Origin of the sequence: Arthrobacter sp. zg-Y1171, assembly GCF_025244845.1 — a bacterium.
Taxonomy (GTDB): Bacteria; Actinomycetota; Actinomycetes; order Actinomycetales; family Micrococcaceae; genus Arthrobacter_B.
The window spans coordinates 2552651-2570992 of record NZ_CP104264.1; the positions used below are offsets into that span (position 1 = coordinate 2552651).

20 protein-coding genes are annotated in these 18342 nt (G+C 67.8%); 5 read left to right on the forward strand and 15 right to left on the reverse strand.

What is annotated here, in order from left to right; translation table 11 throughout:
• Positions 1-119: 119 nt before the first annotated feature.
• The 3 genes from ychF to N2L00_RS11945 all read right to left on the reverse strand — a co-directional run bounded on the left by ychF (position 120) and on the right by N2L00_RS11945 (position 3207).
• On the reverse strand, positions 120-1205 hold the full coding sequence (gene ychF / locus N2L00_RS11935) for a redox-regulated ATPase YchF (protein ID WP_255764820.1): 1086 nt from the start codon (positions 1203-1205) through the stop codon (positions 120-122).
• 21 nt (positions 1206-1226) lie between these two features.
• Complete coding sequence (locus tag N2L00_RS11940; RefSeq protein WP_255862669.1) at positions 1227-2312, reverse strand: 4-hydroxy-3-methylbut-2-enyl diphosphate reductase; 1086 nt, start codon at positions 2310-2312, stop codon at positions 1227-1229.
• 67 nt (positions 2313-2379) lie between these two features.
• Positions 2380-3207: a hypothetical protein gene (locus tag N2L00_RS11945; protein WP_255862668.1), complete on the reverse strand. Its 828-nt coding sequence runs from the start codon at positions 3205-3207 to the stop codon at positions 2380-2382.
• A 146-nt stretch (positions 3208-3353) separates the two neighbouring features.
• On the opposite strand from N2L00_RS11945, the gene xseA reads away from it, so the two are divergent.
• Complete coding sequence (gene xseA / locus N2L00_RS11950) at positions 3354-4622, forward strand: exodeoxyribonuclease VII large subunit (protein ID WP_255862667.1); 1269 nt, start codon at positions 3354-3356, stop codon at positions 4620-4622.
• Positions 4623-4670: 48 nt separating this feature from the next.
• Complete coding sequence (locus N2L00_RS11955; protein WP_229949868.1) at positions 4671-4907, forward strand: exodeoxyribonuclease VII small subunit; 237 nt, start codon at positions 4671-4673, stop codon at positions 4905-4907.
• Between the two features lie 107 nt (positions 4908-5014).
• Here N2L00_RS11955 and N2L00_RS11960 read toward each other — a convergent pair whose 3' ends face one another.
• The 8 genes from N2L00_RS11960 to N2L00_RS11995 all read right to left on the reverse strand — a co-directional run bounded on the left by N2L00_RS11960 (position 5015) and on the right by N2L00_RS11995 (position 12704).
• Positions 5015-6232: a pyridoxal phosphate-dependent aminotransferase gene (locus N2L00_RS11960; RefSeq protein WP_227918526.1), complete on the reverse strand. Its 1218-nt coding sequence runs from the start codon at positions 6230-6232 to the stop codon at positions 5015-5017.
• 88 nt (positions 6233-6320) lie between these two features.
• Positions 6321-7271: an ABC transporter substrate-binding protein gene (locus tag N2L00_RS11965; protein WP_255862820.1), complete on the reverse strand. Its 951-nt coding sequence runs from the start codon at positions 7269-7271 to the stop codon at positions 6321-6323.
• Positions 7271-8032 (reverse strand): ABC transporter permease, encoded by a 762-nt coding sequence (locus N2L00_RS11970; protein WP_255862666.1) that lies wholly within the window; start codon positions 8030-8032, stop codon positions 7271-7273. The genes N2L00_RS11965 and N2L00_RS11970 overlap by 1 nt, the downstream gene beginning before the upstream one ends.
• Before the next feature lie 2 nt (positions 8033-8034).
• Positions 8035-8793 (reverse strand): ABC transporter permease, encoded by a 759-nt coding sequence (locus tag N2L00_RS11975; RefSeq protein ID WP_255862665.1) that lies wholly within the window; start codon positions 8791-8793, stop codon positions 8035-8037.
• A 1-nt stretch (position 8794) separates the two neighbouring features.
• Entirely contained in the window at positions 8795-9895 is a 1101-nt protein-coding gene (locus N2L00_RS11980; protein WP_255862819.1) for an ABC transporter ATP-binding protein, read from the reverse strand.
• Between the two features lie 171 nt (positions 9896-10066).
• Positions 10067-10504, reverse strand: a complete 438-nt coding sequence (locus N2L00_RS11985; RefSeq protein ID WP_255862664.1) for an NUDIX hydrolase — start codon at positions 10502-10504, stop codon at positions 10067-10069.
• A complete protein-coding gene (locus tag N2L00_RS11990; protein WP_255862663.1) occupies positions 10494-11426 on the reverse strand; it encodes an N-acetylglucosamine kinase in 933 nt (310 codons plus the stop codon). Before N2L00_RS11990 ends, N2L00_RS11985 begins: the two co-directional genes overlap by 11 nt.
• Before the next feature lie 36 nt (positions 11427-11462).
• Positions 11463-12704 carry an MFS transporter gene (locus tag N2L00_RS11995; RefSeq protein WP_370646974.1) on the reverse strand — a complete coding sequence of 414 codons (1242 nt, stop codon included), beginning with the start codon at positions 12702-12704 and terminating at the stop codon, positions 11463-11465.
• Between the two features lie 139 nt (positions 12705-12843).
• On the opposite strand from N2L00_RS11995, the gene N2L00_RS12000 reads away from it, so the two are divergent.
• Complete coding sequence (locus N2L00_RS12000; protein ID WP_227918579.1) at positions 12844-13320, forward strand: Lrp/AsnC family transcriptional regulator; 477 nt, start codon at positions 12844-12846, stop codon at positions 13318-13320.
• 19 nt (positions 13321-13339) lie between these two features.
• On the opposite strand, the gene N2L00_RS12005 is transcribed toward N2L00_RS12000, so the two are convergent.
• The 4 genes from N2L00_RS12005 to galU all read right to left on the reverse strand — a co-directional run bounded on the left by N2L00_RS12005 (position 13340) and on the right by galU (position 17260).
• Entirely contained in the window at positions 13340-14590 is a 1251-nt protein-coding gene (locus N2L00_RS12005; protein WP_255862662.1) for a phosphotransferase, read from the reverse strand.
• 30 nt (positions 14591-14620) lie between these two features.
• On the reverse strand, positions 14621-15652 hold the full coding sequence (locus N2L00_RS12010; RefSeq protein ID WP_255862661.1) for a hypothetical protein: 1032 nt from the start codon (positions 15650-15652) through the stop codon (positions 14621-14623).
• An 81-nt stretch (positions 15653-15733) separates the two neighbouring features.
• The gene (locus tag N2L00_RS12015) at positions 15734-16348 is read right to left on the reverse strand and encodes a GNAT family N-acetyltransferase (RefSeq protein WP_255764831.1); all 615 of its coding nucleotides are present in this window, start codon (positions 16346-16348) and stop codon (positions 15734-15736) included.
• A gap of 6 nt (positions 16349-16354) precedes the next feature.
• Positions 16355-17260, reverse strand: coding sequence for a UTP--glucose-1-phosphate uridylyltransferase GalU (gene galU / locus N2L00_RS12020; RefSeq protein WP_255764832.1), 906 nt, complete (start codon positions 17258-17260; stop codon positions 16355-16357).
• Positions 17261-17325: 65 nt separating this feature from the next.
• On the opposite strand from galU, the gene N2L00_RS12025 reads away from it, so the two are divergent.
• A complete protein-coding gene (locus N2L00_RS12025; protein WP_255862660.1) occupies positions 17326-17943 on the forward strand; it encodes a 5-formyltetrahydrofolate cyclo-ligase in 618 nt (205 codons plus the stop codon).
• 54 nt (positions 17944-17997) lie between these two features.
• Positions 17998-18297, forward strand: coding sequence for an FmdB family zinc ribbon protein (locus N2L00_RS12030; protein ID WP_255862659.1), 300 nt, complete (start codon positions 17998-18000; stop codon positions 18295-18297).
• Positions 18298-18342: the final 45 nt, after the last annotated feature.

The window sequence follows — 18342 nt, forward strand, 5'->3', positions numbered from 1 at the left end:
GCGGTACCGCACGAGATCCGCGAAGGCTGGTGACGATACAACCCTCGATCCGTAAACAAGAAATGCCGCCCTCAATGTTTCCGGTGAGGGCGGCATTTCTATTGAATCAGACGAAGAATCTATACATTAAACCTAAACTCCACCACATCGCCGTCGGCCATAACGTAGTCCTTGCCTTCGATGCGGACCTTGCCGCGGGATTTGGCCTCGGCCATGGAGCCGGCGTCGACCAGATCGTCGAAGGAGACAACTTCGGCCTTGATGAAGCCGCGCTGGAAGTCGGAGTGGATGACGCCGGCAGCCTGCGGGGCAGTGTCGCCCTTGCGGATGGTCCAGGCGCGGGTTTCCTTGGGGCCGGCAGTCAGGTAGGTCTGCAGGCCGAGGGTGTGGAAGCCGACGCGTGCCAGCTGGTCCAGGCCGGATTCTTCCTGACCGTTCATTTCCAGCATTTCCCGGGCTTCTTCTTCGTCCAGCTCCACCAGGTCGGCTTCGAGCTTGGCGTCGAGGAAGATCGCGTCCGCCGGTGCCACCAGCTCGCGCAGCTCGGCCTGGCGCTCCGGGTTGCCCAGCACGGCGTCGTCCACGTTGAACACGTAGATGAACGGCTTGGCGGTGAGCAGGCTCAGCTCGCGCAGGTGCTCCATGTCCAGCTTGTCGCTGGCCACGGAAGAGAAGATCGTGTCGCCGCGTTCCAGGACGGTGCGGGCGGCCTCCATGGCGGCCAGCTGCGCGGCGTCGCGCTTCTTGATCTTGACTTCCTTCTCCACCCGCGGGATCGCCTTTTCCAGCGTCTGCAGGTCAGCCAGGATCAGCTCGGTGTTGATGGTTTCCATGTCCGACCGCGGATCCACCTTGCCGTCCACGTGGATGACGTCGGGGTCATCGAACACGCGGATAACCTGGGCAATGGCTTCGGCTTCACGGATGTTGGCGAGGAACTGGTTGCCCAGGCCTTCACCCTCGGAAGCGCCCTTGACGATCCCGGCAATGTCCACGAAGGACACCGTTGCAGGGAGGATGCGCGCCGAACCGTGGATTTCGGCCAGCTTGGCCAGCCGCGGATCGGGAAGGGACACGACGCCGACGTTCGGTTCGATGGTGGCGAACGGATAGTTCGCCGCCAGCACGTTGTTGCGGGTCAGCGCATTGAACAGGGTTGATTTGCCGACGTTGGGCAGGCCGACGATGCCAATAGTAAGAGCCACGTTAGTAAATGATACCGGGCGCTAGGACTCGTCCGCACGACGGCGGCCGCCCAAGCCGTGCGAGGAGTCCCCCATGGCCTTCAGCGTGGCGCGGATTTCCTTCGGCAGGGAGAAGATGATGTCCTCTTCGGCCGTCACTACCTCTTCGACGTCGCCGTAACCGTACTGGGACAGCAGGTGCAGCACGTCCTGGACCAGGTTTTCGGGAACGGAGGCACCGGACGTGACACCGACCGTGGCCACGCCCTCGAACCAGCTTTCGTCCACCTCGTTGGCAAAGTCCACGCGGTAGGAGGCCTTGGCGCCGTACTCCAGCGCCACCTCCACCAGCCGGACGGAGTTGGAGGAGTTCGCCGAACCCACCACCAGCACCAGATCCGCTTCCGGAGCGATCTTCTTGATGGCTGCCTGGCGGTTGGAGGTTGCGTAGCAAATGTCGTCGCTGGGCGGGTCCTGCAGGGAGGGGAAGCGTTCGCGCAGCAGGTTGACGGTGTGCATGGCTTCATCCACGCTCAGCGTGGTCTGGGAGAGCCAGATGACCTTGTCCGGGTTCCGGACGGTGACCTTGTCCACGTCTTCGGGGCCGTTGACGATCTGCATGTGTTCCGGCGCTTCGCCGTAGGTGCCTTCGACCTCTTCGTGGCCTTCGTGACCGATCAGCAGGATGTCGAAGTCGTCGCGGGCAAACCGGACGGCTTCGCGGTGCACCTTGGTGACCAGCGGGCAGGTGGCGTCGATGGTCTGCAGGTTCCGGTCCTTGGCGGACTGGACGACGGCGGGTGAGACGCCGTGCGCGGAGAAGATCAGCCGTGCACCCTCGGGAACCTCGTCGGTTTCATCCACGAAGATCGCACCCTTTTCCTCCAAAGTGGTGACCACGTGGAGGTTATGGACAATCTGCTTGCGGACGTACACGGGCGGTCCGTAGGCTTCCAGCGCCTTTTCGACGGCAATGACAGCCCGGTCCACTCCCGCGCAGTAGCCCCGCGGTGCAGCCAACAGCACACGCCGCGGACCGAAAACGGGAGCCGCAGCTGCCACTTCCTCGGGGGTGCGGCGCCGCCGGGGCACGGTGGGCATAGGCACGGAGATAACTGTGCTGGTCATGCACCCATGCTATCGGGTGGGCCATGGGTTCCCGTCCCCGCAGACCGTGGGTACGCTCACAGCGGAGCTACCGCCGGGAGCCCCTCAGGACCCGTGCCAGCATCCCGGCCACGAACGCCGCGGCTCCGGCCAGCATCAGGCCGATGGTCCAGGTGCGCATGCTTGCCGCGGCCTCTCCGGCAAAGGCCTCGGCGAACGCGGACGCCACGGGACTGCTGAACTGCTGTGCGGAGACCTGGCCCGGCAGCATCCCCGCACCCAGCCACAGCACTCCCCCGGCCAGCGCCACACCCAGGCCGATCAGCGCAAAGGTGGTGGACCGGCGTCGTGCGGCGAGCAGTGCCAGGAGACCGGCGACGGCGGCAGCGAGCGCCAGCACCGGCCAGGCCTCGCCCGCCCGCCCGACGTTGCGCATCAGCTCCGCGTGCCCGGCTCCGCCGATTTCCACGGGGACCTGCTCCGCAGCCGGCACGTCCACGGACAGTTCGTTCCCCACGCTGCCCGTGACAAGCGAGACCAGGGGTGCGACGTCGAGCGTCAGCGCCGCTCCTGACCCCTCCGCGGCGTCCCCGAAGGTGAGCGCATGCGAGCGGCGCAGCGTTTCGCTCCACACCTCCGGATATTCGGGCAGTTCCTGGACCTGTTCCACGGCCGAGGTGATCAGCGGCTCCACCACGGAGGCCAGCGGAGCAGGCACGTCCACCGCGCCGACGGCCTCTGCGGATAGAGCCGTGGCGAGTTCGCGCTGGAAGGTCTCGTCCCGGGCCAGCGGTTCGCCGAGGGAGGCAAAGCCGTTTTCCGAAACCACGTTCGTGTTCAGCCACGCCCCGCAGAAGGCCGCCGCAGTCAGCAGGACGGCGAGCAGGCCGAAGACGGCTGAGACGAATGTGCGCATAAAGAAATTCCTTGTCCGTTGGGATCCGCGGGCGTTGAGGACGGCCGGCGGAACCGGACCGGGGGAAGCACCTGATAGACATTAAGCCTGGGCCGGTTCCTCCGCCGGCCCGAGAGCCAGTTCCAATCCACCGCGGGAGCATCCTCATGCAAGACGACAGCGGACCGTTGAGTCCCGAGAATACCCCGGAGCAGTCCACGCTGCCCGCCACTGCCGCGCAGACGACCCCGGACAACCCCTGGCCCCTGGCACTGCTCTCGAAGAACCTCAAGAGCTACATCGACCGTGCCCCCGCCACCTGGGTGGAGGGCCAGGTGATCGAGCTGAACCGCCGGGCCAACGCCTCCTACATCACCCTGCGCGACGTCGACGCCGAGGTGTCGCTCTCCCTGACCGCGTGGAGCACGGTCATGAACCGGCTGGAGCTGCCGCTGGAGCGCGGTGCGCGGGTGGTGGCCCTGGTGAAGCCGGACTTCTGGGTCAAGACCGGACGGCTGTCCATGCAGACCCGCGACATCCGGCCGGTGGGGCTGGGCGACCTCCTGGCACGGATTGAACGGCTGCGCCATGCCCTGGCCGCGGAAGGCCTCTTCCGGGAGGACCGCAAGCTGCCGTTGCCGCTGCTGCCGGGCCGGATCGGCCTGATCACCGGACGGAACTCCGATGCCATGAAGGACGTGATGCGCAACGCCGCACTGCGCTGGCCAGCCGTCGAGTTCGAGGTCAGGGAGGTGGCGGTCCAGGGCGTGAACGCCGTCGCCGAAGTGAGCCGCGCGCTGGCCGAGCTCGACGCCATGCCCGAAGTGGATGTCATCATCATTGCCCGCGGCGGCGGCTCGCTGGAGGACCTGCTGGCCTTCAGCCATGAGGACCTGGTCCGCGCGGTATCGGCAGCGCAGACTCCGGTGGTCAGCGCCATCGGGCACGAAGCAGACCGTCCCCTGCTCGACGACGTCGCCGACCTGCGCGCCTCCACGCCCACCGATGCCGCGAAGCGGGTGGTACCGGATGTCGGCGAGGAGCTGGCCCGGATCCGGCAGTCCCGTCAGCAGCTCCGCCGGGTCCTCAACACCCTGGTGGGCAGGGAAACGGACCGGCTGAACCACATCCGGTCCCGTCCCGCCCTGGCGGCGCCGCAGTCCATGGTGGAGCGGCGCCAGGAAGAGATCTCCCGGCTGCGCTCCCGGGCCATGTCCGCTATCACCGCGGAGGTCCGCCGGGACGCGGACCGGATCGGGCACCTGCGCGCCCAGGTCCGCGCGCTTTCCCCGCAGAACACCCTGGACCGCGGTTACGCGGTGGTCCAGTTGCAGGACGGCTCCGTGGTGCGCGACGCCGGCACGGTGCCGGCCGCCGCACAGCTGCGGATCCGCGTTGCCGTCGGTGAGCTGACCGCCACCGAAGGCACCCGCTAGCCTGCACCGCTCCCCCGATCATTTACCAAAGACCGAAAAGGACAAGACATGAGTGAAACACCGGCAGTTCCCGCAGTACCCGCAGACATCGAGGCCATGAGCTACGAGCAGGCCCGCGACGAACTCCTGACCGTAGTAGGACGGCTCGAAACCGGCGGCGCCAGCCTGGAGGAATCCCTGGCCCTGTGGGAACGCGGCGAGCACCTGGCCAACCGCTGCGAATCCTGGCTCGAGGGCGCCCGCCAGCGCCTGGACGCTGCCCGCAGCTCAGCCACCGGCGAGTAAGGCACCAACGGGGTTGGGACAGCCCGTGAGCCCCGCATCGCCGAGCGAGGAACGAGCGAGGTGTCTAAGGGGCGGCGGGCTGTCCCCTGCCCCGCTGCTTAGCGCCCCTACGGCTTGTAGCTGCTCAGGAACTCACCCAGCCGCGTCATGGCGTCTTCGATGTCCTCGACGTTGGGCAGGGTCACCATCCGGAAATGGTCCGGCCGCACCCAGTTGAACGCCGTACCCACGGACACCAGGATCTTCTGCTGCTTCAGCAGATCCAGGGCGAACTGTTCGTCGTCCTTGATCGGATAGACCTCCGGGTCCAGGCGCGGGAACAGATACAGGGCGCCCTGCGCCAGCTCGCACGTGACGCCGGGGATGTCGTTGAGCATCTGGTGCGCCTTGTCGCGCTGGGCGCGCAGCCGTCCGCCGGGCAGGATCAGGTCGTTGATGCTCTGGTACCCGCCGAGCGCGGTCTGGATGGCGTGCTGTGCCGGCACGTTCGCGCACAGGCGCATGTTCGCCAGGAGGTTGATGCCTTCGATGTAGTCCGCTGCGTCCTGCTTCGGGCCGGAGATGGCCATCCAGCCGCTGCGGTAGCCGGCTATCCGATAGGCCTTCGACAGGCCGCTGAACGTCAGGCAGAGGACGTCGTCGCCGGTGACCGTGGCCGAGTTAACGTGCACGGCGTCGTCGTACAGGATCTTTTCGTAGATTTCGTCCGAGAAGATGATCAGGCCGTGCTTGCGGGCCAGGTCCACAATCGACTTCACCACATGCTCCGGGTACACGGCGCCGGTGGGGTTGTTGGGGTTGATCAGGACAATCCCCTTGGTCCGGTCGGTGATCTTGGAGGCAAGGTCCTCCACGTCCGGCCACCAGTGCTCGGATTCGTCGCACAGGTAGTGCACGGCCGTGCCGCCGGCCAGCGAGACCGAAGCGGTCCACAGCGGATAGTCCGGGGCGGGGACAAGGATCTCGTCGCCGTTGTTCAGCAGCGCCTGCATCGAGAGCGTGATGAGTTCGCTGACCCCGTTGCCCAGGTACACGTCGTCGACGTCGATGTTGTTGATCCCGCGGCCCTGGTAGTACTGCACCACTGCGGTGCGGGCGGAGAAAATGCCGCGGGAATCGCTGTAGCCCTGGGCCTTGGGCAGGTGCCGCATCATGTCGACCAGGATCGCTTCCGGCGCTTCGAAGCCGAACGGCGCGGGATTGCCGATGTTCAGCTTGAGGATCCGGTGGCCTGCTGCTTCCATCCGCTGCGCGTGCTCGAGCAACGGTCCACGGATGTCATACAGGACGTTGTGGAGTTTATGCGACTGCTTGAATTCTGCCATTTCTTTAGGATGCCACAGGCGGCGTTCCGGGCAGGGTATGTGTCACTGCCCGGAACGCAGCCTGCGTAACGCAGGGGCGGCCCGCAGGTCAGGCCAGGCCCTTTTCCTCCAGCCAGTCCTGTGCTGCGTCTGCCGGGTCGAGTTTCTGGTCACCGCTGACCGCCTGGTTCAGGGCAATCAGGTCCTCCGTGGTCAGCTGCGCGGAGACCTCATTCAGTACGTCCCGGGCCTCGTCACTCACGCGGTCGTCGGCGATCAGCGGGATAACCTGCTGGGCCGGCCAGTTCTGCTTCGGGTCCTCCAGGACCACCAGTCCGTTTTCCTCGATGGCGGGAGTGGTGGTGTAGATGTCGGCCACCTGGACGTCGTCGTTCAGCAGGGCATCAACGGTCAAGGGACCGCCGCTGTCGCCGATGGCGGTGAATTCCTTGAACTCGCAGCCGTACTTCTCCTTCAGCCCGGCGAGGCCCTGGGTGCGCTCCGCGAACTCGGCAGGTGCCCCGAGGGTCAGTTCACCGCAGACCTTTGCCAGGTCCTCGATGGACTCCAGCTGGTACTTCTCGGCGGTGGCCGCGGTGACCACCATGGCGTCCTTGTCCTCGGCGTCCGAAGGCTCCAGGACCACCAGGTTCTCCGGCAGCTTCTCCTCGAGGGAATCCACGATCTCGCCGGCGTCCACCAGGTCCGTTTCCGGGTCGGCGTGGACCAGCAGGGCTCCGGTGTACTCGGGAATCAGGTCGATCGAGCCGTCTTCCAGGGCCGGGATGTAGACCTCGCGGGATCCGATGCCGAGCCGGGTCTCGGCCTCGATGCCGGCCGCGTTGAGGGCGCCGGCATAGATCTCGGCGATGGTGCTGCTCTCCGGGAAGTCTGCTGAGCCCACCACCAGCGTCTGCCCGGTGCTGCTGCCGGAAGCTTCCGCCGTGGTTTCGTTCTCCAGCGGATCCCCTCCTCCGCTGCAGCCGGCCAGGGCCAGGGCCATTCCGCCGGCCAGGACGGCCAGCGCCTTCCGCCGTGCATTGGGGCGCGGGTGCTGCATCATTGTTTTCCTCCTTGTGCGCCGACGGCGGGTACTCCGCTGCCGGTCGGTTTACCGGCCGCTTCGAGGCGGCCGAGTCCTGACGGGATCAGAAAGCGTGATCCCAACGCAATCACGGCGTCCACGGCGAGCGCCAGCAGGGCGATGATGACCGCTCCGCCGAAGACCCGCCCGTAGTCCCCCAGTGCCAGGCCGTCGATCAGGTAGCGGCCCAGCCCGCCCAGGTTGATCGTCGCCACCACGGCCGCCGTCGCCACCACCTGCAGGGTGGCTCCGCGCAGTCCGCCCAGGATCACCCGCATCCCGTTGGGGACCTCCACCCGGAACAGCACCTGCAATTCGCTCATGCCCAGGCTGCGGGCGGCGTCGACGACGGTGCGGTCCACCGAGGCAACTCCGGCGTAGGTGCCGGCCAGCAGGGGCGGGACGGCAAGGAGGACCAGCGACCAGATGGGCGGCATCAGGCCCAGCCCGGCCAGCAGGACGAACAGGGTGAGCATGCCCAGGGTGGGCAGTGCGCGCAGCAGCCCGGAGACGGCCACAACCGCCACCTGCCCGCGGCCGGTGTGCCCGATGAACAGACCCAGCGGCACCGCGATGAGTGCGGCGATCAGCAGTGCGAGCCCGGTGTACTGCAGGTGCTCCAGGGTCCGCACCGGGATGCCCGCCGGGCCGCTCCAGTTGGCCGGATCCATCAGCCATTCGAGGCCCTGCCCGAGGGGGTTGGTGCTGGCGTAGTCGGTGCGCGGAATGCCAACCATGCCTACGCCCCCTTCAGTGCGACGTCGGGTGCGGCCGCCGCCGGCACCGGCCGGGCGGTGGCTGCCGGGCCCCCGCCGTCCGTGCCGCGGCTGCGGTTGGCGCGGCGTCGCCCCGCCCTGCCGGTTACGCCGGCGCGGGTCCAGGGCGTGAGCAGCCGCAGCGCCAGGACCAGGACCAGGTCCATCAGGAAGGCGAGGACCAGGGTGGCGATGATCCCCACTACGATCTCGGTGAGGAAGAAGCGGCGCAGGCCGTCGGTGAAGAAGAACCCGAGGTTTTCGACGCCGATCAGGGCGCCCACGCTGACCATGGAGATGTTGCTGACCGAAACCACCCGCAGCCCGGCGATGAGTACCGGAACGGACAGCGGCAGGTCCACCGTGAGGAACCGGCGCAGCGGCCGGTAGCCCATGGCCACCGCGGCCTGGCGGACGCCGTCGTCAACGGAGTCAAACGCGTCGATGCCCACCCGCAGCATCAGGGCCACGGCATAGATGGTCAGGGCCACGATGATGTTGGCGATATCCAGGATGCGGGTGCCCAGGATGGCCGGGAGCGTGACGAACAGGGCCAGCGACGGAATGGTGTACAGCAGCGAGCCTGCGGACAGGACGAAGCCCCGGATCTTCCGCCGGCCCCGCACCAGCTGTGCGAGGGGAAGGGCAATCAGGACGCCGATGACCAGGGGCAGTACCGACTGGTAGAGGTGCAGCCCGCCGAGCCGAAAGACGTCGTCGGTGTGGGCGAGGAACCATTCCATGTCAGCTCCCGGTCCGCTGCAGGCGGGCGGCCTCGATCAGCGCCAGGATTTCCGTGGCCTGTACGACGCCGGTTACGCGCCCGTCCGCATCCACGGCCACGCCCAGCCCGGACGGGGAGGACAGGGCGGCGTCCAGTGCCCGGCGCAGGCTGGTGCCCGCCGGGTAGAGGGAGCCGCCCGGCACCAGGTCCGCGGTAGTGGTGACCGCGTCGCGGCGTCCCGGCGGCACCCAGCCCAGCGGCGCGCCGTCGGCATCCACGCACAGCGCCCAGCCGCCGTCGACCGTTGCGCTCCGGTCCGCGAGCCGGTCGGCGGCAATCACCTGCACCGGGTGCAGGGGCACGGCGTTTCCGTCCTGGAAGGACAGGTGCCGGAAGCCGCGGTCCCTCCCCACGAAACCCGCCACGAAGTCATCGACCGGTGCCCGGAGGATCTCCTCGGGGGCGGCATACTGGGCGAGCCGGCCGCCGGTGGCGAAGACGGCCACCTTGTCCCCCAGGATGGTGGCTTCGTCAATGTCGTGGGTGACAAACACGATGGTCTTGGACAGTTCCTGCTGCAGCCGCAGCAGCTCATCCTGCAGCTCGGCCCGGACCACCGGGTCCACGGCGCTGAAGGGTTCGTCCATCAGCAGCACCGGCGGATCCGCAGCCAGGGCACGGGCAACCCCCACGCGCTGCTGCTGGCCGCCGGAAAGCTGGGCGGGGTACCGGCTGCCGAGGCTGGACGCCAGCCCGACGACGTCGAGCAGTTCCGCGGCCCGGCGGCGGGCATCGCGCCGTGGAGTGCCGTTGAGGCGCGGCACCGTGGCCACGTTGTCCAGCACCGTCCGGTGCGGCAGCAGGCCGGAGGACTGCATGACGTACCCCATGGACCGCCGCAGCTGCGCGGCCTTGACCGTGGAGATGTCCTGGCCGTCGACTTCGATGGTGCCCGACGTCGGCTCCACCATCCGGTTGATCATGCGCAGGGAGGTGGTTTTCCCGCATCCGGACGGGCCGACGAAGACCGTAATGGAACCGCGCTCAATGTCCAGGTCAAGGTTCCGGACCGCCGGCGCAGCATCACCGTAGGTCTTGGTCACCGCACGGAACCGGATCATCGGCTGTCCGGCAGCGCTGGATCGCGTGTCGGGTTCGGTTCGTCGGCCGGTAGCGGGTTCTCGCGGCTCAGTCATGGTGCATGCCTTCCGTGGGGATTCCGGTGTGCAGGGGCAGCTCGCGACGTGCCGTGAAGCATCACGGTATTTCACACGTGCGGGGGTAGTCCAGCGTCAAACAGGTCGGGCGTCCAGCAGGCGCAGTCCCGCGTCCACCAGTTCGGTCCGGTCCAGGGCCGGGACCTCGGTCAACGGTATCCAGGCGGCCTGGTCCGTGCTGCCGCTTTGTTCGTGGCGCAGGGAGCCGCCGGTGAGCGTGGCCCGGTAAATGATCCGCAGGGCATGCAGCATGCGGGGTTCGCCGCGCATGCGCTTTTCCGCAGGAATGAAAATGCTGTCCACTCCCAGCAGCCCGTCGAGCTGCGCCTCGTAGCCGGTTTCCTCCCGGACCTCCCGTACGGCCGCGGCCGGGGCGTCCTCGCCCAGTTCCAATCCGCCGCCGGGAAGGGTCCAGCGCTGGTTGCCGTGCTGGTTCCAGTGCGCCAGGAGCAGCTGCCCCTCACGGACGATCACCGCGTAGGCCCCGACGCGGACATCGAAGTCAGCGGACATTGCCGGCGCCCAGCAGGTAAGCCACCCCGAAAACGGGATCTACAGCGAGGAAGCGGATGTCCGTCAGCCCCGCTGCGGACAGGCGGCTGCGCAGCAGGTCCTGCAGCAGCGGCTGGTGCATGCCCAGCCCGCCGCCGATCACTACGGGACCGCCGATGCGCAGCAGGCGGGCCACATCGAGGATGAGCCCGGCCAGGTGGTCCGCGGATTGGTTGACGATGTCGATGGCCGGCTGGTTCCCTTCCAGCGCTGCCTGGAAAACCAGTCCCGCCTTCCCGGCCCAGTAGCGGCGGTCGGTGGCGCCGTGGAACAGGCCGATCAGCGAGTCGGGGTCCTCGACGCCGCAGGCCTTCAGCAGGGCAAGGCTGAGGGAATCCGGTGCGAGTTCCAGGTTGCTGCGGCGGAGTGCGTGGCGGGCGGCTTCGCGGCCAACCCAGTAGCCGCTGCCCTCGTCGCCGAGGAGATAGCCCCAGCCCCCCGAACGGGCCTGCCGCCCGGAGCCGTTGATGCCCCAGGCCACGGAGCCGGTGCCGGCAATGACGGCAATGCCCTCCGAGGCTTGCCCTGCCGCAAGGATCAGCCGGGTGTCATGGATGACTTCCACGACGGCGCCGGGGACGTGCTCGGCGATGAGTGCGCGCAGGGCGGCTTCATCCTGTGCAGTGTCCACTCCCCCGGACCCGGCAATGACCCGGCCCACGCCGTCGGTCCCCAGCGCAGCGAAAACTTCCGCGAGGCACTCCCGTGCCGTCTGCACCGGGACGTTCTGCACGTTGGCGCTGCCGGCAACGGTCTCGGCGGTGACGGTGCCGCCGTGCAGCCGGATGCCGTGGGTCTTGGTACCGCCGATATCGAGGCCGATGGTGTCGTGGCCGACGTCGTGGCCGACGTCGTTGGTGGCCGGAGGAGGGAATGCTTGCATTCGTCCACCCTACTTTCCCGCGGCCGCCGGACGAACCTAGCCGGCGGCGTTCCGGCGCCGGTTCCGCCGCAGGCTCAGGACAGCCAGGGTCAGGCAGGCGGCCGTGATCAGTCCCGAGAACCAGGCCACGGAGACGTCCAGCCCCCAGATCCCGCCTGCCACTCCGAGCCCCAGCACCGGGATGGCGCTGCCGAGGTAGGTGATGACATAGACCGTGCTGATGATCCGCGCGTGTTCAGCAGCCTCTACGGCTGCGGCCACCTCGTTGAACACCACGCGGAACGCCATGCCCTGCCCGAACCCGGCCATCAGGCAGGCAACCGTCAGGAGCACCAGGCTTCCGGTGGCTCCGGCCACCGGGATCAACGCGATGCCGGTACCCATGGCCGCAAGGCCCACGGGTGCCGTGTACCGCCCGCGGATGCCGGTGAGCTGGCTGACCGCAGACGCTCCGAGAGCAAGTGCGGCCAGCAGTCCGATGGCGGGCCGCCACGTGGTGCCCGCGATGGAGGAAAAATAGGTGGGTGCCAGGGACAGGCAGAACCCGAAGGCCGCGAAGCTGAGGAACCCGGTGGTGGAGGCAATCCAGAACTGGGTACGCGCGCGGTGGGAGACTGCGGGCTTGCGGGGGCGCAGCATGGCCAGCGGCCGGCCTTCGGCCAGGGAAATGGCCGGGCGGGCCTTCAGCATGCAGAGCGGAATCAGAAGCGCTGCCAGGACCGCCGAGTGGATCAGGAAGGGCGTCATGGTGGGTGCGGGGAGCAGGGACAGGAGCCCGCCGATGACCGGCCCGGCCGCCACGCCGCCCGCCGAAACCAGCAGGGTAAAGCGGGTGGCCCATTCCGGTCGATGCGGCAGCAGTTCCCGCAGCGCAGCCGAGCTGGCTCCGGTGGCCAGGGCAACGGAGGCGCCTTGGAGGGCCCGTCCGAGCATCAGGGTGCCGACTCCGGTGGCGGTGCCGAAAATCAATCCGCCGGCCAGGGAAACGACGCCGGCCAGCACCAGTGCGGCGCGGCGGCCGATGTAGTCGGACCAGTGGCCCACCAGCAGCAGGCCTGCAACCAGGACCAGCACGTAGGAGGTGAACGCCAGCGTTACGCCGAAGTAGGACAGGCCGAGGGACTGGCCCAGCAGCGGATACAGCGGGGTCGCGAGGTTGGCGCCGATCAGCAGCGTGCTCATTACGGCCAGCGTCAGGAGCAGCCGGGGCCGGATGGCCGCGTCCCACTCCTTCCGCCTGGTGCGGGCGGCGGGCTGCATGCGCAGCTCACTGAGCACTGTCAAGGGGCACTTCCATCCTATTTGTAGCTAATGCCTCTATAGGATGAAGTGTCACGCAGCACGGCAGACACATTAGAGTGTTCTTTTGATCGAATCGCTCAATATCGTTGCGGGCAAATGACAGGAGATGCGCTAGATGGCCAATCTGGACCCGTTGGACCGCCGGCTGCTGCTGGAACTGGTGCGCGATCCCCGGGCGCAGATCAGCGAACTGAGCGAGCGGCTCGGTGTTGCCCGCAACACCGCCCAGGCCCACGTCCGGCACCTGCTGCGGGCCGGGGTCATCCGCAGGTCGGGGCGTGACGTCGATCTGACCCAGCTGGGCTATGACGTTCAGGCATTCGTCACCATCGAGGTGAACCACCGCGAACTCGACGGCGTCATCTCCGGGCTGCGCACCCTCCCCCAGGTGCTGGAAGTGCACGAGATCTCCGGCCGCGGCGACGTGTGGTGCCGCCTGACCGCCACGGATACCCAGCAGCTGCAGCAGGCCCTGCGCTCCGTCCTGCGGATCAAGGGCGTGATCCGTACGGAAACGGTCCTGGCCCTGCATGAGCACATCCCCTACCGCACCGAACCGCTGCTGGAAAAACTGGTTCCGCCGGCTCCCTGACTCCGCCCGGCTGCTGCTCCTATCGATCAGCGGCGCGAAGCAGTCGCTGCGCGGCTGCGAGCCGGATCCCGGCATTCTGCGTCCGGCTCCTGCCGTTGGCGGCGCGGGCACCGGACACGAGGGTCAGTACGACGCCGGCCGCCCTCGCGTTCAGCGCGGACGGGTCCGCGGTGTCCTCGAAGACCCGGCGGAAATCGGCCAGTGCCTGCCCCAGCTGCGGCCGGGATGGATTCGCTGCCGCAAGGACGGCCAGGTGCCCCAGCAGGCAGGCCAGGTCGTCGACCCGGCGGCCGGGGCCCAGACCGTCAATGTCGAGCAGCCCGGTGACCCTGCCTCCGCTGAGCAGCAGGTTTCCTTCATGGAAGTCGCCGTGGACCGGCACCAGGGGGCCGGCGGGGGCCGATTCCACCACGTCCCGGATACCACCCGCGAGTTCGAAGATGCTGTCCCGTTCCCTGGGCAGGGCGGCGACGGCAGCTGCGGCATAGTCTTCGGCCCGATCGGCCCAGGACCGGCGCAGCGGCAGGTCCAGCGCACCGGACGGCATGGCCTCCAGCAGATCCAGCAGGACTTCGGGCCTTAACGGGGCTGCGTCGTCCTCAACCAGCAGCCGGAAGAGGGAGGTGCCGGGCAGTGCGCTGAGGATGACCGCTTCAGGGACGGCTGCGGAAGCGCCGGGCAGGAGACGCGGGGCAGGCACGCCGCTGTCCTCGAGGAGCCGGTGGCGCCGGCGCAGGGCAGGCAGCTGCTCCCGCGGGAGGAGCTTCAGATAGGCCGCATCGTCCAGGTGCCGCGCCCGGATTACTGCCCGGCGCAGCGGCCGGTAGGCAACGAGCGATAACCTCGCCGGTCCGCCTGCGCCAAACACGTCCCTCGCCACGGCGTCGGCGTCGGTGGCCCAGGGCAGGGACCGGAGAACGGGGTCATGGGGGTGGAACCACAGGCGCAGGTCCAGCCCGGCAATCCGTGCCGGGGCAACGTCGGGACCGGCGGATGCGGCATCCGCGGCAACGTCGCCTGTCGTGGCACCGAGGTGAAGGGTCAGGGCAACGTCGGGACCGGATCCAGGCCCGGTCCGGCGGCACTGGACCCGGTAAAGGGCCGAAACAGCGCCTCCCGGCCGGTGGTGGCTTCTCAGGTGTTCCCAGCGCTGAAGCCTCAGCCCGCGGGACCGAAGCAGGTCCTGCAGGGGTCCCCGCATCGCGGGGCCGGCCAGGACGGCGACAGCCTCCGCGGCCCGTCCAAGGCGGGGCCTGGGCTCGACCGGCACGGCAGGCGCCGCGGCCTTGCCTCGGTGTGCCTAGGCCCGCCGACGCTGCAGGACGTCGTCGAGGTTGATTTTGCCGGTTTCCGGGCGTGCCTGCTCCGCCTGCACGGAGGCGGGAGCGGTGGCGGGACGCAACGGAGTCTTGGTCAGGGACCGGGGCGTTTCAGGAAGGACGATCGGTTCGGGTGCCGGACGCTCTGCCTTGGGTGCATCTACATAAATGGGCTTGGGGAGCTCTACGGGCTGCCACGGCGTGGTGCTGGGCCGGGCCGGGGGCTGGACGGCGGCTGCTGCCACCTTCAGGGCCTCGGTGCGCAGTTCCTCGGCGGTAACGCGGGCAGGGACTCCTGCCGCCGCTGGGCTTTCGCCAGGTACGGCGGCGGACTCGCGGTCAAAGAGCACGGTTTCGGGCTGCGGTTCATTCTCCGGCGCCTGGACTGCGGGTGCCGGAACCTCATCGGGTTCGACGGCGGCCCGGTTCTGCGTGCGGCGGGGCTCCGGACCCATGGCGGCGCGGAAAGCGTCTTCCATCCGGCGTCGGCGGTCCCGCAGGGCGATCGTGCGGAGCATCGCAACCACCGCTGCCACGGCGGCCAGGCCGGCGGCGGGAACGAGCCAGGACACGGAGGTGAAGGCTGCAAGCAGTGTCCCGACCACAACGGCAAGGACGCCAAGGAGGCCGGTGGCCGCCAGGACTGTCCGGCCGGTGCGGATCCGGAAAGCCGGTGCCTGCTGCGCCGGGCGCAGGGCTGGCTGGTCATGGCTCTGGAACTGTGTTGCCCCGCCCCCGCTGGGTGTAGTGCTGATGTTGTTCATGATGATCCCCTGGGACCCCTTGTCCGGTGAGGCGGGCGGGCGGATGGTATTAGCTGTCTGTGCTGCCGTTTGTGTGGCGGGCCGGGCGGTTGCCTCGGCCCCGGAAGCAGCTGGACGGCGGAAGAAATACGGACCTACCCACACCAGCCAGAGTGCAACGGCCAGCGCCAGCACCAGTGAGCTGTTCAGTGACCCGAGCAGTGACCCGATGAGTGACCCGAGCAGTGAGCTGTTAAGAGGGAAGTCCACACTTATGACCGTAGAAGCTCCGGGCGCCCGGTACGCGCATTACGTTCGGTGTGTCGGCGTGTCTGCTGTGAAAGTTGTTGCCTATTGTGCCCGGCGGGACTTCCAGCGGTTCAACAGCCCCTCCGGCACCTCCTCCGCCGTGAGCGCAAAGCTCCGGTGGTCGGCCCATTTGCCGTCGATATGCAGGTACCGCTCGCGCAGTCCCTCGTCCCGGAATCCGAGTTTTTCCACCACCCGGAGACTCGGGCCGTTCTCCGGCCGGATGTTGATTTCCATCCGGTGCAGGGCCAGGGCCTGGAAGCAGTGGTCGGTGGCCAGTGCCACCGCAGTGGGCACAATTCCGAGCCCTGCCCGCCCCTGGTCCACCCAGTATCCGAGGGTTGCCATGCGCGCGGACCCCCACACGATGGTGGACACGGTCAGCTGGCCGACAATTGCCGGCTGCCGCGCGGGATCCTGCCGCTCCGTGATGAGGAACGGCAGGGCAGAGTCCTGCCGTGCCTGGCGGTTGAGGCTGCGCACCATGTCACCGTAGGTGGGCGGTTCGCCGCCCGGGACGGGATTGCTGGCCTCCCACGGGCCTACCCAGCGGGCGTTCCGGGAACGGACCTCTGTCCATTCCCGCCGGTCCCGGTGCCGGATCGGCCGGAGAATGACATCGTCACTCTCCAGCGTCACCGGCCATGACGCCCGCATGGGGTATTAGTCTTCGAGCGTGTTGGTGAAATCCTTCAGCCAGTCCCGAAGGGCCGGGCCGAGGTCTTCACGTTCGGAAGCCAGTGACACCACTGCCTTGAGGTAGCTCAGCTTGTCACCGGTGTCATAGCGGCGGCCGCGGAAGACCACACCGTAGACTCCGGACCCTTCGCCGTCGGCGGCGGCCAGCGTCTGCAGCGCGTCCGTAAGCTGGATTTCCCCGCCGCGGCCGGGGCCGGTTTCTTCGAGGACTCCGAAGACCGAGGGGTGCAGCACATAACGGCCGATCACGGCCAGGTTGGAGGGAGCGTCGTCGACGTCGGGCTTCTCTACCAGTTTGTTGACCCGGACATAGTCCTCGCCCTCGACCACGGAGATGTCCGCGCAGCCGTAGGCACTGATCTGTTCCGGATCAACCTCGATCAGGGCAATGACGGATCCGCCCGTCTTTGCCTGGACCTCGACCATCTTTCCCAGCAGTTCGTCACGGGCATCGATCAGGTCATCGCCCAGCAGGACGGCAAAGGGCTCGTCGCCGATATGCAGCTTGGCCCGCAGCACCGCGTGGCCCAGGCCCTTGGGATCGCCCTGGCGGAGGTAGTGGATTTCGCCCAGTTCGGAGGCCGCACGCACCATCGCAAGCTTTTCGTGGTCGCCCTTGTCTTCCAGCGTCTTCTCGATGAAGGGGACGCGGTCAAAGTGATCCTCGAGGGAGCGCTTGTTCCGCCCCGTGATCATCAGGATGTCCGGCATGCCCGCGTTAACGGCTTCTTCAACCACGTACTGAATCGCCGGCTTGTCCACCACCGGGAGCATTTCCTTCGGCATCGCCTTGGTGGCAGGGAGGAAGCGGGTACCCAGACCTGCTGCGGGGATTACGGCTTTGGTTATGGAGGGGCGTGACGTCGTCATAGTCGTAAGCGTACCTAAGAGGTCTTAGATTGCACCAAATAAGCACGCTTATAGAGAATGGGGGTATGTGTGCGCTTGCGAAGGACCAGGCCCGAAAGGACTTCCTGCGGCTGCGGCGGGAGTTGACCGCGGAGGACAGGGCCGAAGCGGTCCAGGGACTGGCCCGCATCGGGCTGCGGGGGGTCCGGCAACGGGTACCCAGGGGCGGAACCGTGGCCGGCTACCTCTCCGTGGGGAACGAGCCGGGCATGGATGCGCTGCTCCCCGGACTGGTGAGGGCCGGGTACCGCGTGGTGGTCCCCGTGTGCGAACCCGAATGGCAGCTGTCATGGGCCGATTGGACCCCCGAGACCGAGTTGGTGCCTGGACTGCATGCTTCCCTGCTGGAACCGGCTGGACAACGCTATGCCGCCTCCGACCTGCCGGAGCTGGGCCTGGTCCTTGTTCCCGCGCTGGCCGCCGATGCCGCGGGCGGACGGATGGGCAAGGGCGGTGGCTACTATGACCGGTTCCTGGCCAAGCTGCGGGCGGACGGCAATCCTGCCGCTGCCGTGGCAGTGGTTTTCGAGCACGAATACGTTCCTGCCGGCAGCTTCGAAACCACTCCCCTGGACGCGGCCGTGGACGCCGTGCTCACCCCCGAAGCCTGGCGGCCCGTGCCGTCGGAGCCCATGTATACTTAGCACTCAAGGCTTGAGAGTGCCAGCTTTGAGAGTGCCCCAAGGAGGATTACCAGAGTGCCCACGTATGCCTACGCCTGCAAGGATTGCTCCCATTCGTTCGATATCCAGCAGTCCTTCAGTGAAGACTCCCTGACGGTCTGCCCCGAGTGCGGCGGCCGCCTGCGCAAGAAGTTCAACAGCGTCGGAGTTGTCTTCAAGGGCTCCGGTTTCTACCGCACCGATTCACGCGAAGCTGCCTCCACTGTTCCTGCAGCCCCCTCCAAAACCGAGAGCTCCCCGGCACCGGCCACAACTTCCGGCAGCGGGACGTCCACGCCTGCAGCCGCTGCAGGCTCCGGCAGCGCCCAGCCGTAAGCCCTGCCGCCGGGCCTGCTTCCCCGGCAGCACAGCCTCCAGGCA